The sequence below is a fragment of the Roseateles amylovorans genome, assembly GCF_025398155.2.
GTDB classification, from domain to species: Bacteria; Pseudomonadota; Gammaproteobacteria; order Burkholderiales; family Burkholderiaceae_C; genus Roseateles; species Roseateles amylovorans.
Map to the genome: position 1 here is coordinate 1,397,707 of NZ_CP104562.2, position 23,707 is coordinate 1,421,413.

General features: G+C 65.6%; 20 protein-coding genes. All 20 read left to right on the forward strand.

From position 1 onward, the window contains the following. The first annotated feature begins 555 nt into the window (after positions 1–555). The 20 genes from N4261_RS06030 to N4261_RS06125 all read left to right on the forward strand — a co-directional run bounded on the left by N4261_RS06030 (position 556) and on the right by N4261_RS06125 (position 23,621). The gene (locus N4261_RS06030) at positions 556–2,364 is read left to right on the forward strand and encodes a S8 family peptidase (RefSeq protein WP_261759302.1); all 1,809 of its coding nucleotides are present in this window, start codon (positions 556–558) and stop codon (positions 2,362–2,364) included. Positions 2,365–2,542: 178 nt separating this feature from the next. Further along, positions 2,543–2,974, forward strand: a complete 432-nt coding sequence (locus N4261_RS06035; protein ID WP_261759303.1) for a gamma-butyrobetaine hydroxylase family protein — start codon at positions 2,543–2,545, stop codon at positions 2,972–2,974. Positions 2,975–3,192: 218 nt separating this feature from the next. After that, entirely contained in the window at positions 3,193–3,924 is a 732-nt protein-coding gene (ubiE, locus tag N4261_RS06040; RefSeq protein ID WP_261759304.1) for a bifunctional demethylmenaquinone methyltransferase/2-methoxy-6-polyprenyl-1,4-benzoquinol methylase UbiE, read from the forward strand. 240 nt (positions 3,925–4,164) lie between these two features. Continuing rightward, positions 4,165–5,151, forward strand: coding sequence for an EpsD family peptidyl-prolyl cis-trans isomerase (locus N4261_RS06045; protein WP_261759305.1), 987 nt, complete (start codon positions 4,165–4,167; stop codon positions 5,149–5,151). After that, positions 5,148–6,044: a polysaccharide export protein EpsE gene (gene epsE, locus N4261_RS06050; RefSeq protein ID WP_261759306.1), complete on the forward strand. Its 897-nt coding sequence runs from the start codon at positions 5,148–5,150 to the stop codon at positions 6,042–6,044. The genes N4261_RS06045 and epsE overlap by 4 nt, the downstream gene beginning before the upstream one ends. A 37-nt stretch (positions 6,045–6,081) precedes the next feature. Further along, positions 6,082–7,500 (forward strand): chain length determinant protein EpsF, encoded by a 1,419-nt coding sequence (gene epsF, locus N4261_RS06055; protein WP_261759307.1) that lies wholly within the window; start codon positions 6,082–6,084, stop codon positions 7,498–7,500. Continuing rightward, complete coding sequence (locus N4261_RS06060; protein WP_261759308.1) at positions 7,500–8,411, forward strand: polysaccharide biosynthesis tyrosine autokinase; 912 nt, start codon at positions 7,500–7,502, stop codon at positions 8,409–8,411. Before epsF ends, N4261_RS06060 begins: the two co-directional genes overlap by 1 nt. 86 nt (positions 8,412–8,497) lie before the next feature. Continuing rightward, positions 8,498–9,427: an exosortase B gene (gene xrtB / locus N4261_RS06065; RefSeq protein WP_261759309.1), complete on the forward strand. Its 930-nt coding sequence runs from the start codon at positions 8,498–8,500 to the stop codon at positions 9,425–9,427. Continuing rightward, positions 9,424–10,191 carry an exosortase C-terminal domain/associated protein EpsI gene (locus N4261_RS06070; RefSeq protein ID WP_261759310.1) on the forward strand — a complete coding sequence of 256 codons (768 nt, stop codon included), beginning with the start codon at positions 9,424–9,426 and terminating at the stop codon, positions 10,189–10,191. The genes xrtB and N4261_RS06070 overlap by 4 nt, the downstream gene beginning before the upstream one ends. A 12-nt stretch (positions 10,192–10,203) precedes the next feature. Next, positions 10,204–11,724 carry an O-antigen ligase family protein gene (locus tag N4261_RS06075; protein WP_261759311.1) on the forward strand — a complete coding sequence of 507 codons (1,521 nt, stop codon included), beginning with the start codon at positions 10,204–10,206 and terminating at the stop codon, positions 11,722–11,724. After that, positions 11,721–12,740, forward strand: a complete 1,020-nt coding sequence (locus tag N4261_RS06080; RefSeq protein ID WP_261759312.1) for an acyltransferase family protein — start codon at positions 11,721–11,723, stop codon at positions 12,738–12,740. Before N4261_RS06075 ends, N4261_RS06080 begins: the two co-directional genes overlap by 4 nt. A 1-nt stretch (position 12,741) precedes the next feature. Then, the gene (locus tag N4261_RS06085; protein ID WP_261759313.1) at positions 12,742–14,232 is read left to right on the forward strand and encodes an Atrophin-1 multi-domain protein; all 1,491 of its coding nucleotides are present in this window, start codon (positions 12,742–12,744) and stop codon (positions 14,230–14,232) included. After that, positions 14,229–14,846: a serine acetyltransferase gene (locus tag N4261_RS06090; RefSeq protein ID WP_261759314.1), complete on the forward strand. Its 618-nt coding sequence runs from the start codon at positions 14,229–14,231 to the stop codon at positions 14,844–14,846. Before N4261_RS06085 ends, N4261_RS06090 begins: the two co-directional genes overlap by 4 nt. Positions 14,847–14,914: 68 nt before the next feature. Then, positions 14,915–16,390, forward strand: a complete 1,476-nt coding sequence (locus tag N4261_RS06095; RefSeq protein ID WP_261759315.1) for an Atrophin-1 multi-domain protein — start codon at positions 14,915–14,917, stop codon at positions 16,388–16,390. Between the two features lie 92 nt (positions 16,391–16,482). Next, complete coding sequence (locus tag N4261_RS06100; RefSeq protein WP_261759316.1) at positions 16,483–17,688, forward strand: glycosyltransferase; 1,206 nt, start codon at positions 16,483–16,485, stop codon at positions 17,686–17,688. Next, positions 17,681–18,889: a glycosyltransferase family 2 protein gene (locus N4261_RS06105; RefSeq protein ID WP_261759317.1), complete on the forward strand. Its 1,209-nt coding sequence runs from the start codon at positions 17,681–17,683 to the stop codon at positions 18,887–18,889. The genes N4261_RS06100 and N4261_RS06105 overlap by 8 nt, the downstream gene beginning before the upstream one ends. Before the next feature lie 80 nt (positions 18,890–18,969). Then, positions 18,970–19,785: a WecB/TagA/CpsF family glycosyltransferase gene (locus N4261_RS06110; RefSeq protein ID WP_261759318.1), complete on the forward strand. Its 816-nt coding sequence runs from the start codon at positions 18,970–18,972 to the stop codon at positions 19,783–19,785. A 64-nt stretch (positions 19,786–19,849) separates the two neighbouring features. After that, on the forward strand, positions 19,850–20,983 hold the full coding sequence (locus N4261_RS06115; RefSeq protein WP_261759319.1) for a polysaccharide pyruvyl transferase family protein: 1,134 nt from the start codon (positions 19,850–19,852) through the stop codon (positions 20,981–20,983). 114 nt (positions 20,984–21,097) lie between these two features. Further along, positions 21,098–22,105, forward strand: coding sequence for a glycosyltransferase family 2 protein (locus tag N4261_RS06120; protein ID WP_261759320.1), 1,008 nt, complete (start codon positions 21,098–21,100; stop codon positions 22,103–22,105). A gap of 1 nt (position 22,106) precedes the next feature. After that, the gene (locus N4261_RS06125; RefSeq protein WP_261759321.1) at positions 22,107–23,621 is read left to right on the forward strand and encodes a lipopolysaccharide biosynthesis protein; all 1,515 of its coding nucleotides are present in this window, start codon (positions 22,107–22,109) and stop codon (positions 23,619–23,621) included. Positions 23,622–23,707: the final 86 nt, after the last annotated feature.

Sequence of the window (23,707 nt, forward strand, 5' to 3'; positions counted from 1 at the left end):
CTCACTCGGCCGCCCATGTCGATCGGTCCCGCTCAACCACGCAGTCCGCTGGCACGCGCGGCACATGAAGATCCGTCAGATCGCCGTTCTCGCACACGGTCCGCTGACGCGTGCGCGCGTGTAGGCCGAGCATGCTGACAGCGTCAACGCCAGGAAAAGGTGACGTCGGGTCCCTGCCGCAGGGCTGACGTCGCCCTGGGCAACCTGTGGCGATGTCACACAGGACTCGCTCCGCGCGTCATCGTTCGCGGGCACGTCGTTCGCTCAAGGCCCCGCCATCCCCGATGGCGCCTGCGCCAAGCCGCGTTCCACCGCTGCAGTGAGCGATGCGAACCTTTTGTTTGACACGTCTCAACACAAAAAAGTTATCGGGGTATTCCGCCCTGTTAACTCTTGCAGGTGGGGCTGCCTGACGCGAGCCTGACTTCCTACACTGGCGACACGCTGATTCGAAAGGGTCTGCGGAATGTTCACCCCAATGGTCTGCCAGGGCTTCAGGGTGAGCGAGGGGATGCCGCGTGGCGGCTTCGGGTTGATCCATCAGGAGAACGCAGCATGTTTCGTATGAACAAGATCAGCCTTGCCCTGGCTCTGGGTCTGATCAGCGCAACCGCCGCCCATGCCGGCGTTTCCTCCGCGGATGTGGACAAGGCGCCGAAGCTCCTGTCCGAGCAGACCGACCGTCTGATCGTCAAATACAAGGACGGCAGTGTGGCCGTCCAGCAGCGTAGCGGTGTGGCCCTGCAGGCGCAGGCCGTGGCCAGCGCCGCCCTGAGCACCCGGACCGACAAGCTGCAGCAACTGGCCGCCCCGCTGGGCGCCCGCTTGAGCCTGTTGCGCCAGATGGGCACCGGCGCCCACGTCTACAAGCTGGACCGCCAGCTCAGCGTTGCCCAACTGCGCGACCTCGGCGCCCAGATCAAGGCCGCCGACGCCAATGTCGATTACGTCGAGCCGGACCGCAAGATGTATCCGATGCTCACCCCGGATGACGCGAGCTACACGTCCCAATGGGACCTGTATGACACGACCGGCGGCATCCGTGCCCCGGCGGCCTGGGATCAGGCCACCGGCACCGGCGTGGTCGTGGCGGTGCTCGATACCGGCTACAGGGCTCATGCCGACCTGTCCGGCCAGATCGTCGCGGGCTACGACATGATTGCCGACACCTTTGTCTCGGTGGATGGCAACGGTCGGGACAACGACCCGATCGACCCTGGCGACTACAACGCCGCCAACGAATGCGCCGCCGGGGATCCGGCCTCCAGTTCCAGCTGGCACGGCACGCACGTGGCCGGCACCATCGCCGCCAAGACCAACAACGCGCTGGGCGTGGCCGGCATCGCCTTCAACGCCAAGGTGCAGCCGGTGCGCGTACTCGGCAAGTGCGGCGGCTACACCTCCGACATCGCCGACGGCATCACCTGGGCCTCGGGTGGCACGGTGTCCGGCATCCCGGCCAATGCCACGCCCGCCAAGGTGCTGAACCTCTCGCTGGGCGGCAGCGGCAGCTGCGACAGCACCACCCAGGCCGCCGTCAACGGCGCCCGGGCCCGCGGAGCCAGCGTGATCGTGGCGGCAGGCAATTCCAACGCCGATGCGGCCAACTTCAGTCCGGCCAGTTGCACCGGCGTGGTCACGGTGGCGGCGACCGACCGTTACGGCGCGCGGGCCTACTACTCGAACTACGGCAACGACGTCGCGCTGGCCGCGCCGGGTGGCGACACCCGTTCCAGCGCCAGCAACGGCATCTTGTCGACGCTCAACACCGGCACCTCCACGCCGGGCTCCGACAGCTACGCCTACTACCAGGGCACGTCGATGGCGTCGCCACATGTCGCCGGGGTGGCTGCGCTGCTCTACAGCGCCAAGCCGACCGCCACGCCCGACCAGATCACCGCCGCCTTGAAGAGCAGTGCGCGGGCCTTCCCCGGCACCTGCAACCAATGCGGTTCGGGTCTGCTGGACGCCAATGCCGCCATCACAGCGATCCTGAGCGGGACCGGTGGCGGGACGACGATCAGCGAAGTCGAGCCCAACAACAACCGGTCCGCCGCTCAGGTGATCGCCGCGCCGGGCACGATCAATGGCGGGCTGTCGGCCACCACCGATACCGACTACTTCCGCATCAGCCTGCCGGCCGGCAAGACGCTGAGCGCCTCGCTCGCCATGGGCAGCACCATCGATTACGACCTCTACCTGCAAAACAGCCGCGGCTCGCAACTGCGCAGCAGCGAGCTGGGTAACGGTCAAACAGACAACTTCACCTACACCAACAGCGGTACGGCCGCGATCACGCTCTACCTGCGTGTCGCGTACTACGGCGGTGGTGCCAGCAGCTACACGCTGACGCTGGGATGGTGAAGTCCCTTCTTGCCAACCACCTCGTTTGGTAAGCCGGGGGTCCTGGGCCCGAACGGGGCCCCCGTTGATTCCCGCCGGTGCGAGCCGGCGGGTTTTTTTATTTCCGAGGCCGCCGCTACACTGCCGGACTTGTATCTGCATTCCTCGTCGGCCTCGCTGAGAGACCGTCGACGCACCCATGGCCGGCCTCGACCCTTCCACGCCCCTCCCGACCGACATCGTCGTTCACCAGCAGTCACGCACGCTGGAACTGGCGTTTTCCGACGGCGCGCGCTTTCGCATCCCGTTCGAGCTGATGCGGGTGATGAGCCCCTCGGCAGAAGTGCAGGGCCATGGCCCCGGCCAGGAAGTGCTGCAGACCGGCAAGCGCGAGGTGCAGATCGTCGCCGTCCAGCAGGTGGGCCACTACGCGCTGCAGCCGCTGTTTTCCGATGGCCATGAAAGCGGTCTGTTCACCTGGGCCTATCTCTACAGCCTGGGCCGCGACCAGGCGCAGCTGATGAGCGATTACGAAGCCCGCCTGGCCGCCGCCGGCCTGGATCGGGATGCCCCGATGCCCGGTAAGAAGACCGGCGGCCATGACGGACACGGTTGCGGCGGCGCACACTGATCCCGATCAGGTTCGCCACCGCCTCATCCCCACACGATTTCACCCGCAGCGACGACACCCGATCCCGCGCGCTCTGACACACCGATCCGCCCGTTGACCTGGGCCCGCCGTGTCCGGCGGCCCGCACCGAGCGTTCAGGCCCCCAGATTCACCGTGTCAGGGTTCAGCCTTCAGATTCGGCGTCAACCTTGCGGCAAGCACAACAGCAGGACCCCTCCATGAGCAGCACCCACTTCGGATTCGAGACCGTCGACGAAAACGCCAAGGCCCGCCGGGTGCGGGGCGTGTTCGATTCGGTCGCCTCGCGCTATGACGTGATGAACGATCTGATGTCGATGGGCCTGCATCGCGCCTGGAAGACCTACACCGTGGCGGTGGCCAACCTCAAGCCCGGCGAGCGGGTGCTCGACATCGCCGGCGGCACCGGCGACATGGCCCGCGCCTTCGCCAAGAAGGTGGGCGAGCGCGGCATGGTGGTGCATACCGACATCAATGAGGCGATGTTGCGCACCGGTCGGGAGCGCATGCTCGATGAAGGCCTGGTCCTGCCGACCAACCTCTGCGACGCCGAAGCCTTGCCCTACCGCGATGCCAGCTTCGACCTGGTCTGTGTGGCCTTCGGCCTGCGCAACATGACGCACAAGGACCGCGCGCTGTCCGAGATGTGCCGGGTGCTCAAGCCGGGCGGGCGCCTGCTGGTGCTGGAGTTCTCCCAGGTGGCGGCGCCGCTGCGCAAGCCGTATGACTGGTATTCCTTCAAGATCCTGCCCCGCATCGGCCAGATGATCGCCGGCGACGCCGACAGCTATCGCTACCTGGCCGAATCCATCCGCATGCATCCGCCCCAGGCCGAGCTGAAGGCCATGATGAAGACCGCCGGCTTCGGTCATGTGGACGTTCACAACCTCACCGGCGGCATGGTGGCGTTGCATGCTGGTATCAAGTGCTGACGTGATGTCGCACTAGTTACGAACACGCCCCCCTCAATCGCGGGGGCTTCGACGACCGCCTCGGGAGGGGCGGGAGCCATTCTTGCTATTGACCCACCTAGTCTAGGGAGTGAGGGGGGTTTGAACGGCATGGAATGGGCATATTCCGTCATGGTGCAGGGCTACACTCGCCGCTCACGCGACCGCGTGAAACGGCCTGTGAGGGCCGCCAGGACAGGCATAACAACGAGAGTCGAAGCCATGAAAGTGATGAGGATGCGGGCACCCAGCGGATTTCGTTTGGCGGCTCTGACGGCGGCCACCTTGATGGCCGTGGCACTGACTGCGTGCGGCGGTGGCAGCGGTGCCAAGGCGTCGCAAACGGCGGCCAAGGTGAACAAGGAAGAGATCACCGTTCACCAGATCAACTTCGTGCTGCAGCGCCAGCCCAACCTCAAGCCTGACCAGGTGGAGGGCGCGTCGCGCCAGGTGCTGGAGCGCCTGATCGACCAGGAACTGGCGGTTCAGAAGGCCCAGGACCTCAAGCTCGACCGCGATCCGCGGGTGGTGCAACAGATCGAAACCGCCAAGCGCGAAATCATCGCGCGGGCCTATGCTGAGCGTCTGGGCGAGACGGCTTCCAAGCCGCAGCCCCAAGAGATCACGCAGTACTACAACGACAAGCCGGCGCTGTTTGCCGACCGTCGCATCTACAACTTGCAGGAAATCAGTATCGAGGCCAAGCCCGAGCAGTTCGACGCACTGCGCGCGCGGCTGGGCGAAGCCAAGACCTTGCCCGAGTTCCTGGACTACCTGAAGGCCAACGACATCAAGTTCGTCGGCACCCAGGCGGTCCGCTCGGCCGAGCAGCTTCCTCTGAATTCGCTGGATGCCGTGGCCCGTCTCAAGGACGGCCAATCGATGCTCAACGCCACGCCCACCGGGCTGCTGGTGGTGTACCTGGCCGGCTCGCGCAGCCAGCCGGTCACGCTGGAGCAGGCCCGTCCGGCGATCGAGCAATTCCTGCTGAACCAACGTCGCACCGATCTCCTGGCCAAGGACATCAAGGCCATGCGCGAGAACGCCAAGATCGAATACGTCGGCAAGTTCGCCGAGGCTGCGGCCTCCGCGCCCGCCGGCTCCGCCTCGGCGCCGGTCGCACCGATCGCGCCGGTCACCTCCCCCGATCCGGCTGCCAGCGGCAGCCTGGACAGCAATTCCTCCTCGAAGGGTTTGGGTAACAAATGAAGAGTTCGCGTCGCTTTCCGATCCTGGCCGCCATGCTCATGGCGGCCTGCCTGTCCCTGAACGCCTGGGCGCAGACGCCCGCGCCGGCCACCAGGTCGGCCGCACCGGCAGCGACCACCGCAGCGCCGACCGCGCCTGCGCCCGTGGGCGGCACCAGTGGCGCCACGGCGGAGTACCGCCTGGGGTCGGGCGACGCGATCCGCATCAGCGTCTTCCAGAATCCGGACCTGCTGCTGGAGACCCGGGTCTCTGAGAACGGCACCATCACCTTCCCGCTGCTGGGCACGGTCCGTGTCGGCGGCCTGGCGGTCAGCGAAGCGGAAGGCCGCATCGCCGAGGGCCTGCGCAAGGGCAACTTCGTCAAGCAGCCGCAGGTCACCATCGTGGTGCTGAAGGTCACCGGCAACCAGGCCAGCGTGCTGGGCCAGGTGAACCGTCCCGGCCGTTATCCGCTGGAAGTGGCGGACACCCGCCTGACCGATCTGCTGTCCACCGCCGGCGGCGTGACCGAATTCGGCGGCGAGCAACTGGTGCTGACCGGTACCCGCGACGGCAAACCTTACCGGCTGGAAGTCGACCTGCCGACGCTGTTCGCCGAGGGCGGCCGCGCACAGGATGTGATCGTGCAGAACGGCGACGTGCTGTGGATCGAGCGCTATCCCCGCTTCTACATCTACGGCGAAGTGCAGCGTCCCGGCCAGATGCGCCTGGAGCGTGGCATGACCCTGATGCAGGGCCTGGCCGCCGGCGGTGGTCTGACCCTGCGCGGCACCGACCGCGGCATCCGCATCAACCGCAAGGGCGCCGACGGCCAGGTGCAGGAGGTCAAGCCAGCGATGAATGAAGTGCTGCGCGACGGCGACGTGATCTTCGTGCGCGAGAGCCTGTTCTGAGTTTTTTGCCGGACCGTGAGGTCCGTCTGAGGAGTGCATGGTGACGCCCAGCAAGCTGATATCGATTCTTCGCGCCCGCTGGTCGCTGGTGGTCCTGGTGGTGGTGCTCACCACCCTCACGGCCCTTGGCGTGAGCCTGATGCTGCCAAAGAAATATGTTGCCACCGCCTCGGTGGTAATCGATGCCAAGCCCGATCCGATCTCGGCCCTGATCTATCCGGGTCTGTCGTCGCCGGCCTTCATGAACACCCAGGTGGATGTGATCGCCAGCGATCGCGTCGCCCTGCGCGTGGTGCGCGACCTGCGTCTGACCGAGGTGCCGGAGTTCCGGGAACAGTGGCAGAAGCAGACCGGCGGAGAAGGCACCATCGAGCAATGGCTGGTGGACTTCCTGCAAGGCAGCATGGACGTGAAGCCGTCCAAGGAAAGCAATGTGCTGACGGTGGCCTATCGGTCGCAGTCGCCGCAGTTCGCGGCCTCGATGGCCAACGCCTTCGTGCGGGCCTATGTGGCCACCACGCTGGACCTGCGGGTCGAGCCAGCGCGTCAGTACGCCGGCTATTTCGACCAGCAGGCCAAGGCGGCGCTGGAGAAGCTGGAAGCGGCCAAGGGCAAGCTGTCCGCGTTCGAGCGGGTGCACGGCATCGTCGCCAGCGACGAGCGTCTGGACGTCGAAAACAACCGCCTGGTGGAACTCTCGTCGCAGCTCGTGGCGCTGCAGGGCCTGTCGTCCGAATCCACCAGCCGCCAGGGCCAGGCCGCCCGCGGCGCCGATCAACTGCCCGATGTGCTGGCCAATCCGGTGGTGATGCAGATCAAGGCCGACCTCAGCCGCGCGGAGTCCAAGCTGCAGGAACTGAGCACCCGTTACGGCGACAACCATCCGCAGGTGATCGAGGCCAAGGCGTCGGTCGCGGATCAGCGCACCAAGCTGGCGACCGAAATGCGTCGGGTGACCGGCAGCGTGACGGTGACCAACAACATCAACCGCCAGCGCGAATCGGATGTCCGTGCGCAGTTGGAGATCCAGCGAGAGAAGGTGGCCAAGCTCAAGGCGGCCCGCGACGATGCCAGCAGCCTGATGCGCGAAGCGGAAAGCGCCCAGCGCGCCTACGAAAGCATCACGGCGCGGCTGACGCAGACCAACCTCGAGAGCCAGTCCACGCAGAGCAATGTGAATGTGCTGACTGAGGCCACCGCGCCGCTCAGGCCGGCGTCGCCAAAGATTGCGCTCAACACTGCACTGGCCTTCGTGGTCGGCCTGATCCTGGCGGTCGGCATTGCGCTGCTGCTTGAAATGCGTGACCGCAAGATCCGCGATGCCGATGACGTGATGGCCGTGGTCCAACTGCCGATGCTGGGCGTGCTGCCCGCGCCGAACCAACGCCATTCCAAGACGCTGCCTTCTGCAGAGCGTCGTCTGCTCGGCCGCAGTGCCACCAAGGGAGTTGCCTGATGTCCGACTTGAAGGAACCTCTCAACTACGCGCCGAGAAAATCCGTGGATGCAGAGACCAAGGCCAGCGGCGGTCTGTATGACCGTTCGATCGGCGCCATCATTGCCGAGACCCGCAACCTCACTGCCGACCAGGTCGAGCGGGTGCTGCAGTACCAGCGTGAGCGCGGCATCCGCTTCGGCGAGGCCGCCATCGCCCTCGGTTATGCGAATGCCGAGGATGTGCTGGAAGCCCTGTCCAAGCAGTTCCACTATCCGTATGCGCCCACCGAGCGGAAGAGCCGCAGCCCCGAGCTGGTGGCGCTGAACCAGCCGTTCTCCTCGCAGGCCGAAGTCTTCCGCGGCATCCGCAGCCAGATCATGATGCGGCTGTACCGCGAAGGCGAGCCGCGCCGTGCACTGGCCGTCATCAGCCCGGACACGCTGGACGGGAAGAGTTACTTCTCGGCCAATCTGGCGGTCACGCTGGCGCAACTGGGCGGGCGCACGCTGTTGGTGGATGCGGACCTGCGTCGTCCGCGCCAGCATGAGATCTTCGATGTGAAGAACCAGTCCGGGCTGTCGTCGATCCTGTCGGGTCGCAGCGAGCCGCGGGTCATTCAGCAGGTCGAGGGCATGAACAGCCTGTTCGTGCTGCCGGTCGGGGCGATTCCGCCCAACCCGGGTGAACTGCTGGAGCGTCCGGCCTTCGGCATGCTGATGCGCGAGCTGGCGGGCAAGTTCGATCATGTGATCGTGGACACCTCGGCCGGTCTGTACGGTGCGGATTCGGCCATCGTGGCGGCACGCTGCGGCGCGGCGCTGGTGCTGGCACGGCAGAACCAGTCCCGCGTGACCGCGTTGCAGGAACTCACCGCCAGCCTGGACGACGTCAGCACGACCTTGGTCGGCACGGTGATGAACCAATATTGATCAAAGGCCGCAGAGCCTCTCAGAACGCGCCCGCCGTGCGGGCGCGTTCGTGTCTTCAAGCCTGATCAGGGAATGCAGTGAAAGTCATGTCGCGCAATGTCTTCCTCGGCGCACCGGGGCGCCAGGGACCGGGATTTCCGGCGTTCTGGGCTGCCAACCGGTTCGCGCTGGCGATGCTCGTCCTCGGCCTGGCGGTGCTGTATGTGCCGACCATCATCGACTTCCTGCACGGACCCTGGCGGGGCGACCGCAATTCCCACGGGCCGATCGTGCTGGCCCTGTCCGCCTGGTATTTCTACTTCCAGACCCGCCGCATGGCCGGGCAGGGCGAGCACTTCGAGCCGCGCCCCGCGCCGCTGGTCGGCTGGGCGCTGATGCTGCTGGGCCTGGTGCTGTATGTGCTGGGCCGTTCGCAATCGATCGCGCTGTTCGAGCTCGGCTCGCTGCTGCCGGTGCTGCTGGGCCTGGCCTTGCTGCTGCTCGGACCGGCCATTGCCAAGCGCTACTGGTTTGCCTTCTTCCTGCTGCTGTTCGCCGTGCCGCTGCCGGCCTCGGTGGTGGATGTGATCACCCAGCCGATGAAGCTGGCCGCCTCCTGGGGCGCGGAGCATCTGATGTATGCGCTGGGCTATCCGGTGGCGCGCTCCGGCGTGATCCTGCAGATCGGCTCCTACCAACTGCTGGTGGCGGACGCCTGTGCGGGCCTGAACTCGCTGTTCACCCTGGAAGCGCTGGGCCTGCTCTACATGAATGTGGTGCGCCATGAATCGGTGTTCCGCAACATCACCCTGGCCGTGCTGATCGTGCCGATCTCGTTTTCGTCGAATGTGATCCGCATCCTGATCCTGGCGTTGTTGACCTATCACTTCGGTGACGACGTCGGCCAGGGCTTCATGCACGAGTTCTCCGGCATGGCGCTGTTCCTGACGGCGCTGATGTTGATCGTGCTCACCGACAGTCTCCTGCGGGGGCTGTCCATTCGCTGGCTGCGCTGGCGCGGCAAGGAGGTCGCATGAATCCGACATCCCCGAACCCGTCGACGGGTCCTTCCGAAGGTCGTTCCGCGCCTGCGAGCGCTCCTCGACTCCCGCGCCTGTCACGAAGCGTGGCGGTGACCGGTGTGGTGCTGATGGCTGCGGCCGCGGCCTGCGCCTGGATTGCGACGCCTCGCGTCCAGGCGGTGACCGGCGCGCCGAGCCTCGAGGCCACTGTGCCGAAGGCTTTCGGTGACTGGCGCGTGATCGCGGACTCGACCACCCAGGTCGATGTGTCGCAGGGCGTGGAGACGGCGCAGGAGCAGCCTTACGACCAGACGGTGATGCGCACCTATGCCAACAGCCAGGGCGATCAGGTCATGGTGGCGCTGGCCTGGGGCGAGCGTCAGCGCCAGGATGTGAAGGTGCACCGGCCGGAGGTCTGCTATCCGGCCCAGGGCTTTGCGATCCGCCGGCTGGAGGATGGCCGCCCGATCGCCACTTCGGCCCGCGCCCAAGCGGTGCCGACCACGCAGTTGCTGACCGAAGCCCGCGGGGGCGGTTATGAGGCGGTGCGGTACTGGATCCGCATCGGCACGCAGTACGGCGGCGATGGTCTGGCCGCGCGCTGGTACATCCTCAACGAAGGGCTGGCGGGCCGCATTCCCGATGGCGTGCTGGTGCGCGCGTCGCAGCATCTGGCCACGCCGGAAGCCCAAGGGCCGTCGCAGGCGCTGATGGAGGGCTTCCTGGCGGAACTGGTCGCGGCCTCACCCGCGGCGGCGCGGGCGATGTTGGTGCGCTGAGGAGAACCGGCGGTGCGGGGTTTTGACTGGATGGCGCGCGGTTGGCGCAGTTGGCGCGACGGCATGGATGGTGCGTCCATCTGGGCCGTGCTGGGTTTGAGTGTGGGGGCAGTGTTCATCGGTCTGGTGACGGTCATGGTTGGCGGCGCATCGGCGGGCCGTCCCGCCTTGCTGGCGGTGTTGCCGGTGCTGTTGCTCACCGCGTTTTTGTTCATCTACAGCCGAGAGTCCTTCCTGCTGGTCGTGATGTTGGTGCGTGCCGGAGCTAACCCGATCTTTGAGGAAACGCGGCTGGCGGCGGTCGGGGGGCTCGGAGGTCTGCTCAACGCGCTGGTCGTCCTGATCGCAGCGATGATCATTTCGCGCGATCCCAAGCGAATTCCGAAGGCGGCCTGGTGGGTATGGCTGCCGTTTTGCGTGATGCAGCTGATTGGGCTCGGCTATTCGCCGGAGCCTGTCCAGGCGGTGCGGCTGTACCTCGGCCAACTCTCGGTGGTGGCCCTTTTCCTGGTCAGCTTCTACCTGATCACCAATGAAGCAGATCTCAACAAGATGCTCAGGTTGGTCACCTGGTCCTCGGTGCCTGTCGCAGTTGTCACGCTCATTTACATCGCGCTAGGCAAGACTGCCGGTATCGTGGATGGGCTGGAGGATGCCGGTGCTCGCTACGGCGGCCCGTTTCCGCACGCCAACATTCTGGCCTTCTACCTTGTGCTTGCGCTTGGGGTGATCTTTTACCGCTGGAAGAGCGGGCAGATCGGCCAGGGCTTCGCCCGCACGACGGTCGTTGTGGCATATATGTTGTTGTTGGTCGGGCTGCTCTACACAACGAAAACACGGAGTGCCTGGATTTCGGTGCTGTTCATCTTCGTGGTGTACGGCATCGTGAGGGAGCGCCGCTATCTGGTCTACCTGGCGATCGGCGGGATCGCGGCGATGGCGGCTCTGCCCGAGTTGCGTGAGCGTGTCATGGGCCTGTCTGAGGGCAACCAGGTCGTCCAGTACGCGAAGCTGAATTCGTTCGCGTGGCGCAAGCTGCTCTGGGCCGATGCGCTGCATTGGATGTCGACATCGCGCTATATCACCGGATATGGCGCAGAGAGCTTCATGTTTCACTCGCCGACCTTCTTCTCGATGGCGGGTGGCCGCAATTGGGGCGCGCACAGCGCGGTGGTGCAGGTGTTCTTTGAGCTGGGTGTCTTCGGGGCATTGGCCTATGGATGGATCTATTTGTCCACGGTCCGGATGCTGAAGCGTTTGTGGCGTCCCTACGGCTTGCTCGGGTTGATCAGTACGGTGCTGCTGATCGGCAATTTCCTGGTTTCGTTGTCGGACAACATGTTGTCCTACCTCATCTACAACTGGTACTTCTGGTTCTGCATGGGCGCTGTCTGTGCCCTGGCGATGCGGCAGCCCAAGGCCGCTTCTGAATCGGTCCGGAGATACGACGCATGGGCGGTCACGCAACCCTTGACGAGAGTCCCGACTTCGGTAGCAGCCGGGGTCTCGACGCGTCCGGTGTGGCGCCGATGACAGCGGCGCTCGCGAGCCACGCCACCGAGCGGTCGCCGGTCCTGGATGGCGTGCGGGCCATGAGCATCCTGGCGGTGCTCTGGACGCACCTGTTTCCCTTTCGGCTGCTGGGCGTGCCCCTGAACGAATCCTTGGGCATGCTGGGCATGGCCCTGTTCTTCATCCTGTCGGGCTATCTCATCACCATCCAGTTGCTGAAGCGGCCGACCGTGCGCTCCTTCGTGGCCCGGCGGCTTCTGCGGGTGGTGCCGGCGGCTTGGTTGTGCCTGATGGTGGTGTGGATCTGGCAGCCGGTCGAATTGGAGACGGCGCTGGCCAACCTTTTCTTCTATGCCAACCTGCCTCCGCAGCGTCTGGTGGCCCCGGTCGACCACTTCTGGAGCCTGTGCCTTGAAGTGCAGTTCTACATGCTGTCGGCCGTGCTGCTGTGGCTTCGGCCGCGGGCGGTGTGGTGGCTGCTTCCTGCCTTGCTCGCCTTGATGTCCGTCCTGCGCGTGGCCCACCAGGTGACGGCATCCAGCATCACCTGGTTCCGTGCCGACGACCTGCTGGCTGGGGCCTGCCTGGCGCTGTTGATCCATTCCCGACACTGGGCCACGATGCGGGAGCGGCTCTCCCGCCCCGGCGTGATCCCTTTGACGCTCGGATTGCTGGTTGCCAGCTGCGTCCTGATTCATGAGTGGGTGAATCCGCTGTCGTATCTGCGACCGTATCTCGCGGCCGCATTCGTCGGTGCCCTGTTGTCCCAGCCGCAGCATCTCCTGTCGCGGCATCTGGGCGGCAGGCGGCTCGCCTACATCGCGTCGATTTCCTATGCACTTTACGTGTGGCACCTGCCCCTGGCGGCCACCTGGCTGGGAAGTGGCGACCTCTGGATCAAGTATCTCAAGCGCCCACTTCTGCTGCTGGTGGTCTTCGGCATCGCGCATGTCTCTACGTTCTACGTGGAGCAGCGCTTCAACGAGCTGGCCAAGCGTGTCGGGGCAGGGCGCGGCCAGCGGCTGAAGGAGGTTTGAAATGAAGCTGTCATCACTTCCCCGCCCTCGCCCTTGCGCAGGAGGCCGGCGAGGTCGCCCGCTGCTGTGCGCCCTTGCACTGGCGGCGTCGACCCTGCTGATCGCCATGCCGGCGCAGTCCCAGACGGCCCCGCCCGTGTGGGGCTCTTTCGAGACGCCGTTCGCGGCGCACTCGCCTTGGAACATGCGGCCGGTCACTCCGGTGCTGGGTACGGCGACGGTGCCGACGTCCCAGTACTACCCGACGCTCGCGGAGGGCACATGGTCAACCGGCGTGTTCCGTGCGCTCACGACGGATCCAGCAGTGACCGTCTACCCGCTCACCGGCGCGTCCGGCGTGTGGGACCCCGACATGGAGTCCAACCGGGCTTCGGTGACCATTCCAAGGTGGCCGGCCGGTGTGACGCCGTCCACCGGTTCGGACGGTCATGCCGACATCATTGATGCGGACATGGGCATCGTCCATTCGTTCTTCCGCCTCAAGCTGGACAACGGCGTGTGGCGTGCCGCGCAATATGCGTGGGCGCCGCTGCTGGGTCGAGGCTTTGGCGAGCCGGGTCATTACTACCAGGGAGCGCGTGCGGTCGGTGTGCCCGCGATTGGTGGCGTCATCAGGCGCCATGAGGTCGATGACGGTTTGCCGTATTACCGCCACGCACTCGCCATGTCCCTCACCTACAACGGATTGAGCGGTACGCCGAGCTACATCTTTCCGGCCACCTCGGCCGATGCCACCGCTGCGACGCAGAACACCGGTGCCATCCCGCAGGGCGCCCTGTTGATGTTGCCGGCGGATTACGACACGTCAACCATCCAGAACCTGAAGCTGCGCAAGGTCGCAGAGACGCTCAAGCGTTATGGCGGCTATGCAGTGGACCGCAATACGGGCACGCCATTCGTGATCTACGTCGAGAACGGCAGCAACTTCAAGCTGATGGGCGCCACCTGGGACAACGAGACGGCCAGCCAACTGGAACGCATGCGCGCTGCCTTGAGGCAGGTGGTGAGCGTGTCTGGCTGGTTGGACGGCAATGGGCAACCATTGATCCCCGAGCAGCGGCTGAATCTGTTGTCGATGCGCGGGCAATGGTATTTGCAACGCAGCTCGCCTTTGGGGATCTATGAGACGTGGAAGCAGGCGGTCGTGTTTCCGGCCACTGCCACCGATGTCGTGCAGGTGAATTACAGCGCTCGCACCATCAGCAATGTGATCTGGGCAGCGCCGGTCGCCGGCCAACCTTATCGCCTTACCTCCCGAAGTACCGGCGGGGGCCGGCTGAAGCTGGCCTTGTTTGATAACGCTGGGGTGAAGCTGTATGAAAGCCCCGAACTGGCCAACGAAGAGGTGGCCGATTTCAACTGGCCCGCTGGCCAGGCGCGCGTGGCGGTCTACGCCTACAGCGGGTCGACGGGCGTCCAGTCGACCGTCGGCGGCACCCTGATCAGCAACCAGCCTCTGACGGAGATGTCCGGAAAGATCTTGATGAAATGAGTGACAAGGACTGGCTCGCCGATCTAGACCGCTGCGGTGGCGGTCGCGCCTGGCGCCGGGAGCAATCCCTGTGGGCGCTCTGGGTCTATCGCTTCGGCCGTCGTGTCGATGCGATGCCTGAGGGCATGGGTCGGCGCTTGCGGACCAAGGTGTACTGGCTGATGTTCCGTTGGGCGGAAACGCTCACGGGCATCAGCCTGCCCAAGGACTGCCGGGTTGGGCCGGGCCTTCGCATCTGGCACTTCGGCGGCGTGTTCATCAATCCCGCGACCGTGATCGGTGCCGGCTGCACGCTGCGCCAAGGCGTGACCTTGGGCAATCGGGTGGAGGACGGCCCCTGCCCCGTGCTCGAAGATGGCGTGGAGTTGGGTGCGTATGCGCAGGTGCTTGGCGGCGTTCGTCTGGGACGCGGTTGCAAGGTCGGTGCGATGGCGGTGGTCTTGCAGGACGTTCCTCCTGGCGCGACGGCGGTGGGCAATCCGGCACGCATCCTGCATGCACAGCCTTTGCCCGCTGATGTGCCCGCCGATGTGCCCGCCACTGCGCGATCTGCGTCGGCACTGGCTGCAGCGAAGAACAGCACGGTTGAGACGGTGCCGCAAAGCCCGGTCTGATGGCCCAGAAAGAACATGACATGACGATGCAATGGGATCGACGTCGATGGTGCGGAGCAGGACTTGGGTTGGCTGCCGGACTCAGCGCGCCCTGGTTGCAGGCGGCGCAGGTCGACGGGCCGTCCGGTGCAGCCAGTCCAGCCGATGCAGGCGCCTCGGCGGGCACGGATGCGCGCAAGCTGAAGGCCGAGAAGTCGGACCGAACCGATGCCGGCCGCGAACGCTTCGGGACCGCCATGCGGCCTTTCTCTGCCCAATCGCCGTGGAATTCCAGGCCGCTGGATCCCGTGCTGGGCACCGACGAGATTCCCCGCGACTCTTACTTTCCCACGCTGGAGTCGGGTACGTGGTCCACCGGTGTGTTCGTCGCACGACCCACAGACCGGCCTCAGCGTGTCGTCGGTCTGGTTGGCGAGAAGGGCATCTGGGACCCTGATGCCGAGGAGTTCCAGTCCGAGGTCATCGTGCCGCATTGGCCGTCCGACGTGCTGCCGGCGGCCGGTGCCGACGGCCATGCGGACATCGTCGACGAGGCCGCCGGGTTGATCCATTCGTTCTACAAGCTGAAATTGATCGATGGTGAGTGGCGCTCCCGCCAGTACGCCTGGACGCGTCTGGATGGCAGTGGCTGGGGTGATCCCGCCCACTATTTCCAGGGGGCCCGTGCCGCTGCGGTTCCCACCATGGGCGGCCTGTTGCGCAGCCACGAGCTGGAGGACGACAGTGGACCCATCCGTCATGCACTGGCGATTTCGCTGACCTTCAGCGGCCTCAGTGCGAATCCGTCCTACGTGTTTCCGGCCACCTCGTCGGACAGTGGTGCCGACAAGAACAAGGGCAAGATTCCTGAAGGCGCTCTCCTCATGTTGCCGCCTGATTTTGAGACCGCGAGCTTCAGCGATCCGCGGCTGCGTCGGATTGCGGAGGCGCTCAAGCGCTATGGCGGCTATGTGGTCGACCGCAACGTCGGCACGCCGTTCGTGATCTATGCCGAGATCGGCAGCAAGGCCCGGCTCCACCCCGCGGGTCGTTGGGATACGAAGGTAGCGGGCGAGTTGGACCGCGTGCGCGCGGCCCTTCGCCCGGTGGTGTCGGTCAAGGGTTGGCTCGATGGACACGGACAGCCGGTCGAACGGCAGCGTCCGATGAACCTGCTGTCGATGCGTGGCCGTTGGCGATCCGAACGAGGGGAGATCCAGGGACGCTTCGAGACCTGGCGGCAGGCCGTGGTGTTTGACGCCGCCAAGCGCGACAGCGTGCTGGTGGCGAATTCTCCGCGCTTGCTCAGCGCGGTGACTTGGGCCAAGCCCAAGCCGGGACAGCGATGCCGATTGACCGCTCGAACCAGCGCGGACACGCGAATGCGACTGGACCTGCGAGGCAGCGATGGCGTGCGCGTGGCTTGGGGAAGTGCGCCACTGGCCAATGGTCAGAGCGCCGAGTTCGAGTGGCCTGAAGGTGTCACGGCCGCAAGGGTGGCTGTCCATGCGCTCTCGGCCGGCCGGGGATGGGCGAGTGGCGATCTGCGGGTGATCGAGGGATGAGCGTGCTGCAAAGAGTGTCCACGGACAGCGCCGCTGGCGTTGGGACCGAGCGTGGACAGGGACAAGGACAAGGAAAGATTACAAGGAACGATGTGAAGGTCGCCTATCTCGTCAATCATTACCCGAAGGTGAGTCATACCTTCATTCGTCGCGAGATTCTGGCGCTGGAGAAGCAGGGCCTCGATGTGATGCGTTTGGCGGTACGAGGCTGGGACGACGCCGCGCCGGATCCTCAGGATCAGTCGGAGAAGGCTCGAACTCGCTATCTGCTGCAGGGCGGCCCCGTTGAACTCGGCCGCGCCATGCTCGGCGAGGCAGTGCGCGCGCCGGGCAAGTTCTTCGGCGCGCTGAAGCTCGCCTTGGGCATGGGCCGCCGGTCCGACCGCCCGTGGCCGCTGCACCTGGTCTACCTTGCCGAAGCCTGCGTGGCCCTGCGCCTGCTGCGCGAGGGCGGCGCGACCCACCTGCATGCGCACTTCGGCACCAACTCCGCCGAAGTCGCGATGCTGGTGCATGCGCTGGGCGGCCCGGGCTACAGCTTCACCGTTCACGGCCCTGAAGAATTCGACAAGCCCGAGTTCCTGCACCTGGGCGAAAAGATCCGCCGCGCCCGTTTCGTCGTGGCCATCACCTCGTTCTGCCGCAGCCAGCTGTACCGCTGGGTGGATCGGCACCAATGGGGCAAGGTCCGCATCGTGCATTGCGGCCTGGAGCCGGCGTTCCACAAGGTCGACACGCCGCCGCCGGCCGGTCGTCGGCTGTTGTGCGTCGGACGTTTGTCCGAGCAGAAGGGCCATCTGCTGCTGATCGAGGCCGCCGCGCTGGTGGCCGCGCAGGAACCCGATTTCGAGCTGGTGCTGGCGGGTGACGGCGAATTGCGCCAACCGATCGAGGAGCGCATTGCGGCCCTGAAGCTAGGCGGTCATGTGCGCATCACCGGATGGATCGGCAGCGATCAGGTCCGCACCGAGATGCTGGCCGCGCGCGCCCTGGTGCTGGCCAGCTTCGCCGAAGGACTGCCGGTGGTGGTCATGGAAGCGATGGCGCTGGGTCGACCGGTGGTGAGTACCGGCATTGCCGGCATCCCCGAGCTGGTGCAGCCCGGCGACAACGGCTGGCTGGTGCCAGCCGGTGATGCCCAGGCGCTGGCCGACGCCATGCTGGCCTGCCTGCGCTGTGAAGGCGAAGAACTGCAACGCATGGGTGAGTCCGCGCGCACCCGCGTGCTGGCCCGCCATGACGTCGATGTCGAAGCGGCCCGACTGGCCGGTCTGTTCCGGGAGCATGCCCATGCTTGATCTGCTGAGTGGCCTTCCCTGGTTGCTGGCCTTGCTGGTCAGCCTGTTGCTGGCGCTGCCGGCGGCGCTGCTGTTCGCGCAGGTGGTGCTGGCGCTCCGCCCGGATCGCCCGATCCCGGAATTCCCGAGGCCGGGCCGCATCGCCGTCCTGATGCCGGCCCACAACGAGAGCACGGGCCTGCGCGCCACGCTGATGCAGGCGCTGTCGCAATTGCAGCCGCAGGACCGGTTGCTGGTCGTTGCAGACAACTGCAATGACGACACCGCGGCGCAAGCCCGTGAGTTCGATGTCACCGTGGTGGAGCGCTTCAACACGACCGAGCGCGGCAAGGGCTTCGCCCTGGACTACGGCGTGCGGCACCTGGAGTCGCTGGCCCGCAAGGACGGCCTGCCGCCGGACGTGGTCATCGTGCTGGATGCCGACTGCGAATTGGGCCCGAAGCTGCTGCCGCGCATCGCCGCCGTCGCCCATGCGACCGGCCGACCGGTGCAGGCCACCTACCTGATGCATGCGGCCAACGACGGCCTGAAGGCCCGAGTCGCCGAATTCGCGATGCGGGTGAAGAACCTGGTGCGCCCCCGCGGCATGCACCAACTGGGTCTGCCCTGCGGTCTGTATGGCACCGGCATGGCCTTCCCGTGGGATGTGGTGGTCAAGGCGCCGCTGGCCAGCGGCCACCTGGCCGAGGACATGCAACTGGGCGTGCGCCTGGCCCAACTCGGCGCACCGCCGCTGCTGTGCGAGGACGCCCGGGTGACGAGCGTGTTCGCCAAGAGCCAGGAGGGCTCCGCCAGCCAGCGCACCCGCTGGGAGCACGGCCATCTGGCGATGTTGGTGGGCGAAGGGCCGCGCCTGCTGTGGCAGTCGATGCGGCCGGGCAAGGGCGCGCAACTGTTGCAGGTGCTGGACATGCTGGTGCCGCCGCTGGCGTTGCTGGCCATGCTGCTGTCCGCCTGGGCGGTGCTGCAACTGCTGTTGGCGCTGGTGTTCGGCTGGGTGGCGCCACTGCTGGTCACCCTGCTGGGTGTGGCCATGCTGGGCTTGTCAATCGTCATCGCGCAGCAGCGCTGGGCGTCGGACATCCTGAGCCTGGCCGAGCTGGGCCGGGCGCCGCTGATCGTGCTGGCGAAGCTGCCGCTCTACCTGCGTTTCGTGGTGAAGCGCCAGGTCGACTGGGTGCGCACCAAGCGCGACACCTGATGCCCGCACCGCACGCGCGACCTGCCCGGACCCGATGACGCCACGATGAGCCGCCAGACGCCGAACCCCTTCCGAATGCCATGACCGCCATGACCGCCGATTCGACCCTGACTGCCACCGCCGCTGCCGGCCTGCCGACGATCCCCGTCGACGGGCTGCCCTTCGTCAACACCACCGTGTCGCCGCTGGCGGACCACATCGTCGCGCAAGCGGCGGCGGGCCGCGGTGGCTGGGTGGTGACGCCCAACATCGACATCCTTCGGCGCTGGCGGCTGGACGCCGACTTCCGTGCCGTGGTGGCCGATGCGAATGTCTTCACCGCCGACGGCCGTCCCATCATCTGGGCCAGCCAGTTGCAGGGCACGCCGCTGCCGGCGCGTCTGACCGGCTCGGACCTGTTCGTGGAGCTGGTCGGCAAGGCCCATGCGGCGGGACTGCGCATCGCGATGATCGGCGGCAATGAAGGTGCCGCAGAGGCCGCGGCGGCCAAGCTGCTGCCCCAGGCCGCGCCGGGCAGCGTGCTGTGCCTGTGCCCGCCCTTCGGCTTCGAACAGCAGCCCGCCGAGATGGCTCGGATCCAGCAGTTGCTGACGGAAGGGCGCCCGCACATCGTGTTCATCGGTCTGGGCTCGCCCAAGCAGGAGAAGCTGATCCAGCGCCTGCGGCCGTTGGCGCCGCAAGCCTGGTACCTCGGCGTGGGCGTTAGCTTCAGCTTCGTGGCCGGCGATGTGAAACGCGCGCCCGGTTGGATGCAGCGCAGCGGCCTGGAATGGCTGCATCGGCTGACGCAGGAGCCGGGCCGACTGGCGCGACGTTACCTGGTGGACGGCATTCCGTTCGCGGTGGGCCTGCTGTGGCGGGCGGCCACGCGGCGCGGTCGCGTCACCGTCTCTTGATCGAACGGGTGGGGCCACATTCAGTGGTCTGCCTGAATTCCTTGTTTCTCATCTCCGCATTCGCATGACCGACTTCCTGTTCAACGGCTATTACGGATACCGCAACACTGGCGACGATGTCTTCTGCGTCGTCGCGGACTGGGGCAGCCGCAAGTATTGGGGTGCCCGTGACCTCGCCTTCGTGGCGACCGAGTTGCCGGTATTGAGTCAGCCAGCGCACGCCATCATCCCGACCGCTCGGCGCTACCCCGGGCAGCAGACCGTCTCGCGCACGCTCTCAGGCATGGGCGCACGCCATATGGTGTATTTCGGCGGGTCGACGCTGCATTCACCGCAAGAACTCTGGGTGAATCTGCTGCGTCAGACGCTCGTTCAAAAGGTCGGGCGCAAGTCCATTGCAGCGGCCGGCGTCTCTGTGGGGCCGTTCAAGTCGGCGGAAGGCGAGCGTGAGATCCGCAAATTGATCTCCGAAATGAGTTACATCGCCGTGCGCGACCGTGCGTCCTTCGACATCGTGAAAGCGATGAATGTGGAAACGCCGGTGATCCAGTCGTTCGACCCCGCGTTGCTGATGCTGGATGTGATGGCCGACAGCCCGCCCCCGGCCTTGCCGCAGCGGGCCACCGGTCGGCCGGTCATCGGCGTGAGCGTGTGCAATGTCGAGCGCTATCACGGTGGCGATGTCGGCAAGGAACAGCGCCGCGTGGCGTCGGTCAAGGCCACCGTCAAAGCCTTGGCGGCAGAGGGATTCGCGCTGCGGTTCTTTGTATTCAATGGGCACGCAGCATCGGGTGATGAGGCGGTCACCGATGAGGTGATCGCGTCGTTGGACGGCTATCCGCATGTCGAGAAGCTTCCGTATTGCGATGATCCCAAGGTGGTGTATGCCGAGCTGTCGCGTTGCGATGCGATCTTCGGCGTGCGACTGCATGCTTGCATCCTGGCCTACACCGCGGGCGTGCCCTTCATCTTGGTGGAGTACCACCGCAAGTGCGGCGACTTCCTCGATGAGATCGGCTATACGGCGGAGGGACGCGTGGGCGATGCCACGGTCGATCCGGTGGAGACCGCCCGTCGATTGACGCGGTTGGCCGCCGAGGGACGTCCGCATCGTCTCTGTGCCCGCAGCGTCGATGACTCCCGTGAATTGGCCCGGGTGAATTTCACCGCAGCGCCGTATTGCGAGGGGCGCCGCTGACGCGGTGTCTATCGTCATGTGCTCGTTGTCCGATCGCACGGGAAGGCGCCTGTTGGAACCCTCCTGGTGGGATCTGGCCTGACGCTGAGCCCTGCCCGAATCGTCCGACTCCTATTGAACGCTGCTCCGATGTCCGTCGAACCACCTCGCTTCTCCGTCGTCATTCCGCTCTACAACAAGGAAGGTCAGATCGCCCGGGCCATTGATTCGGTGCTGGCCCAGTCCTTCCAGGATTTCGAGATCGTAGTCGTGGACGACGGCTCCAAGGACCGCAGTGCGCAGGTCGTGGCGGCCTATGCCGATCCTCGCGTGCGTCTGCACCGGCAGGCCAACGGCGGTGTATCGGTCGCACGCAACCGTGGCGTCGAATTGGCACGCAGTGACACCGTGGCCTTTCTCGACGGCGATGACGCCTGGTTTCCCGATCACCTGGACCGGCTTTGGCAGATGCGCACCGCACATCCCGACGCGGTGGCATGGGCGTTGAACTATTTCGTTGTCGATGTCGCAGGTGGGAAGACGCCGGGAGTGACGGTGGTCTCGGAGCCACGTGTGCTGCTGACTCCGGAGAACTTCTTCCGAATTGCTCGGCACGGCACGCCCGTGTTCTCGTCGGCCGTCGCCGTGAGTCGAGCCGCCATTCAGCGCGTTGGGGGCTTTCCGGCCGGCATTCGCCTGGGGGAAGACATCGACACCTGGATCCGTCTGTTGTTCATCGGGACCATTGTGTTTGATAGCAAGCCAGGGCCCTGCTACCACGCCGATGGCGACAACCGGGCGCTGGTCAATCACGCGCCGCCGGCACGTTATGTCTTTTTCGATACCGATGAGGCCTGGGTGCGGGCCCATCCCGAGGCCAGGCAGGTGGCCGAAGACATGGAGGAGTTCCACAACTTCTTCCGCTTGGCCCATGCCCATCATCAAATCAAGTGGGGCGACAAGGCGGCGGGCCGCGCGGTGCTGCAGTCCTGCAGGACGACCGTCTTTGCCGGCGAACGCCGCAGGCTGTTGCGGATGAGTCTGTTGCCCCAGGCGCTGTATCGCGCCCTGGGTCGGCTTAAGCGCGCCCCGAGATCGGCGACGTCCGCCGGAACTGCAGTCTCCTCCACCAGCAGGTCCTGACGTGAGCAAAGGCAGGCTCGGGGCCAATCTGGTCAGCAACGTCGCATTCTTCGCGCTCAACATCGTCGTCTCGTTATGGCTGGTGTCCTTTCTGGTTCGCCAGCTGGGCGTCGCTGCCTACGGGATGGTGCCGCTCGCGGTGACCGTCGCTGGCTACTTCAATGTCATCACCGCCGGTTTGAATGCCGCAGTGGGGCGTCACCTCACCGTGGCGCTGAGTGGCGGTGATCACGCGCGCGCCAGCAGCATCTTCAATTCGTCCCTTTGGGCCGGCGTACTGGTGGCACTGTTGATGTGCGTGCTCGGCTTGCCACTGCTGACCCACATCGCGCAATGGATTGAAGTGCCTGCGGGTTGGGAGCGGGATGCAGGATGGTTGTTCTTCCTCACCGTGGGTGGGCTCGCGGTGACGACCTTGGGGACTCCCTTCCAGTCGGTGGTCTACAGCCACAACCGCTTTGACCTCCAGAATCTGGGCAACATCCTCGGCTTGGTTCTTCGGGTCACCGTGGTGCTGGTGCTGTTTCGTTTGGCGACGCCCCAGTTGTGGCACGTCGGGGCGAGCGTTCTGGCAGCGGCGGTGGCTACGATTGCGGTGGTGATCGTGGCGGCGCGCCGTCTGGCACCTTCGCTTCGTCCTCAACTGAGCGCATTCTCCTGGCCGGTCGTCAAGGAGGTCAGCGGCACCGGTGGATGGGTGTTCATCAGTCAGATCGGTACCTTGCTGCTGATCAACATCGATCTGCTGGTGGCCAACAAGGTGGTTGGCGCTGCAGCGGCAGGTCAATATGCGCTGGTGCTGCAGTGGTCGCTGCTGCTGCGCAACTTTGCCCTGGTGGTGTCGGGCGTGTTTGGTCCCACGATCCTCACGCTGCATGCCCAGAATCGAATCCAGGAAATGATCGACTATGCACGGTCGTCGGTGCGCCATCTGGGTCTGGTGATGGCCATTCCGATCGGCATCGTCTGCGGTTTTTCCGAGTCCATCCTGCGTGTCTGGCTGGGCCCGGAATTCGCACCGTTGTCGCTGGTGATGGTGATTGCCACGGCCCATCTGGCGCTCAATCTGGCCTACCTCCCACTGCACAACATCAGCCTTGCCACCAACCATGTGCGACTGCCCGGCATCTTGCAGGTGGTGGCGGGCGTGGTGAACCTGGGCCTGGCGATTGCCTTGGCCAAGGTGTGGGGCCTGTATGGCATCGCGATTGCTGGGGGGCTTGTCTTGCTGCTGCGCAACCTGGTGTTCACGCCGCTGTACGCCGCTCGCATCTTGGATCGCCCCTGGTGGACCTTCGCCCGGGAGGCGCTGCCTATCCTGCTGATGGCGGTGCTGATCTTCCTGGCCTCACTGACGGTGTCCCGCAGCCTGTCCCCAGCGTCCTGGCTCAGTCTGGGGGGATCCGTTTGCGGGGTTGGGGCCTTCGGTGCTGTCTTGTTGTGGACGGTCTTCCTCCGGCCTGAGCACCGCGCCTTGGCGATGGACAAGGTACGGCGCAAGTTGAAGCGAACCTGATGGGCGATGGGTGGGCCCGTCCGGCCCTGCTTTCGGTGACGGAACTGCATGGGCCAACGCGCGGGCTCTCTGAAGGCCCTCGGCCT

Excerpts from the sequence above, each read along its gene's own strand:
- N4261_RS06030 (WP_261759302.1), top strand. The coding sequence starts at position 556 with ATGTTTCGTATGAACAAGATCAGCCTTGCCCTGGCTCTGGGTCTGATC.
- N4261_RS06035 (WP_261759303.1), top strand. The coding sequence starts at position 2,543 with ATGGCCGGCCTCGACCCTTCCACGCCCCTCCCGACCGACATCGTCGTT.
- ubiE (WP_261759304.1), top strand. The coding sequence starts at position 3,193 with ATGAGCAGCACCCACTTCGGATTCGAGACCGTCGACGAAAACGCCAAG.
- N4261_RS06045 (WP_261759305.1), top strand. The coding sequence starts at position 4,165 with ATGAAAGTGATGAGGATGCGGGCACCCAGCGGATTTCGTTTGGCGGCT.
- epsE (WP_261759306.1), top strand. The coding sequence starts at position 5,148 with ATGAAGAGTTCGCGTCGCTTTCCGATCCTGGCCGCCATGCTCATGGCG.
- epsF (WP_261759307.1), top strand. The coding sequence starts at position 6,082 with ATGGTGACGCCCAGCAAGCTGATATCGATTCTTCGCGCCCGCTGGTCG.
- N4261_RS06060 (WP_261759308.1), top strand. The coding sequence starts at position 7,500 with ATGTCCGACTTGAAGGAACCTCTCAACTACGCGCCGAGAAAATCCGTG.
- xrtB (WP_261759309.1), top strand. The coding sequence starts at position 8,498 with ATGTCGCGCAATGTCTTCCTCGGCGCACCGGGGCGCCAGGGACCGGGA.
- N4261_RS06070 (WP_261759310.1), top strand. The coding sequence starts at position 9,424 with ATGAATCCGACATCCCCGAACCCGTCGACGGGTCCTTCCGAAGGTCGT.
- N4261_RS06080 (WP_261759312.1), top strand. The coding sequence starts at position 11,721 with ATGACAGCGGCGCTCGCGAGCCACGCCACCGAGCGGTCGCCGGTCCTG.
- N4261_RS06085 (WP_261759313.1), top strand. The coding sequence starts at position 12,742 with ATGAAGCTGTCATCACTTCCCCGCCCTCGCCCTTGCGCAGGAGGCCGG.
- N4261_RS06090 (WP_261759314.1), top strand. The coding sequence starts at position 14,229 with ATGAGTGACAAGGACTGGCTCGCCGATCTAGACCGCTGCGGTGGCGGT.
- N4261_RS06105 (WP_261759317.1), top strand. The coding sequence starts at position 17,681 with ATGCTTGATCTGCTGAGTGGCCTTCCCTGGTTGCTGGCCTTGCTGGTC.
- N4261_RS06110 (WP_261759318.1), top strand. The coding sequence starts at position 18,970 with ATGACCGCCATGACCGCCGATTCGACCCTGACTGCCACCGCCGCTGCC.
- N4261_RS06115 (WP_261759319.1), top strand. The coding sequence starts at position 19,850 with ATGACCGACTTCCTGTTCAACGGCTATTACGGATACCGCAACACTGGC.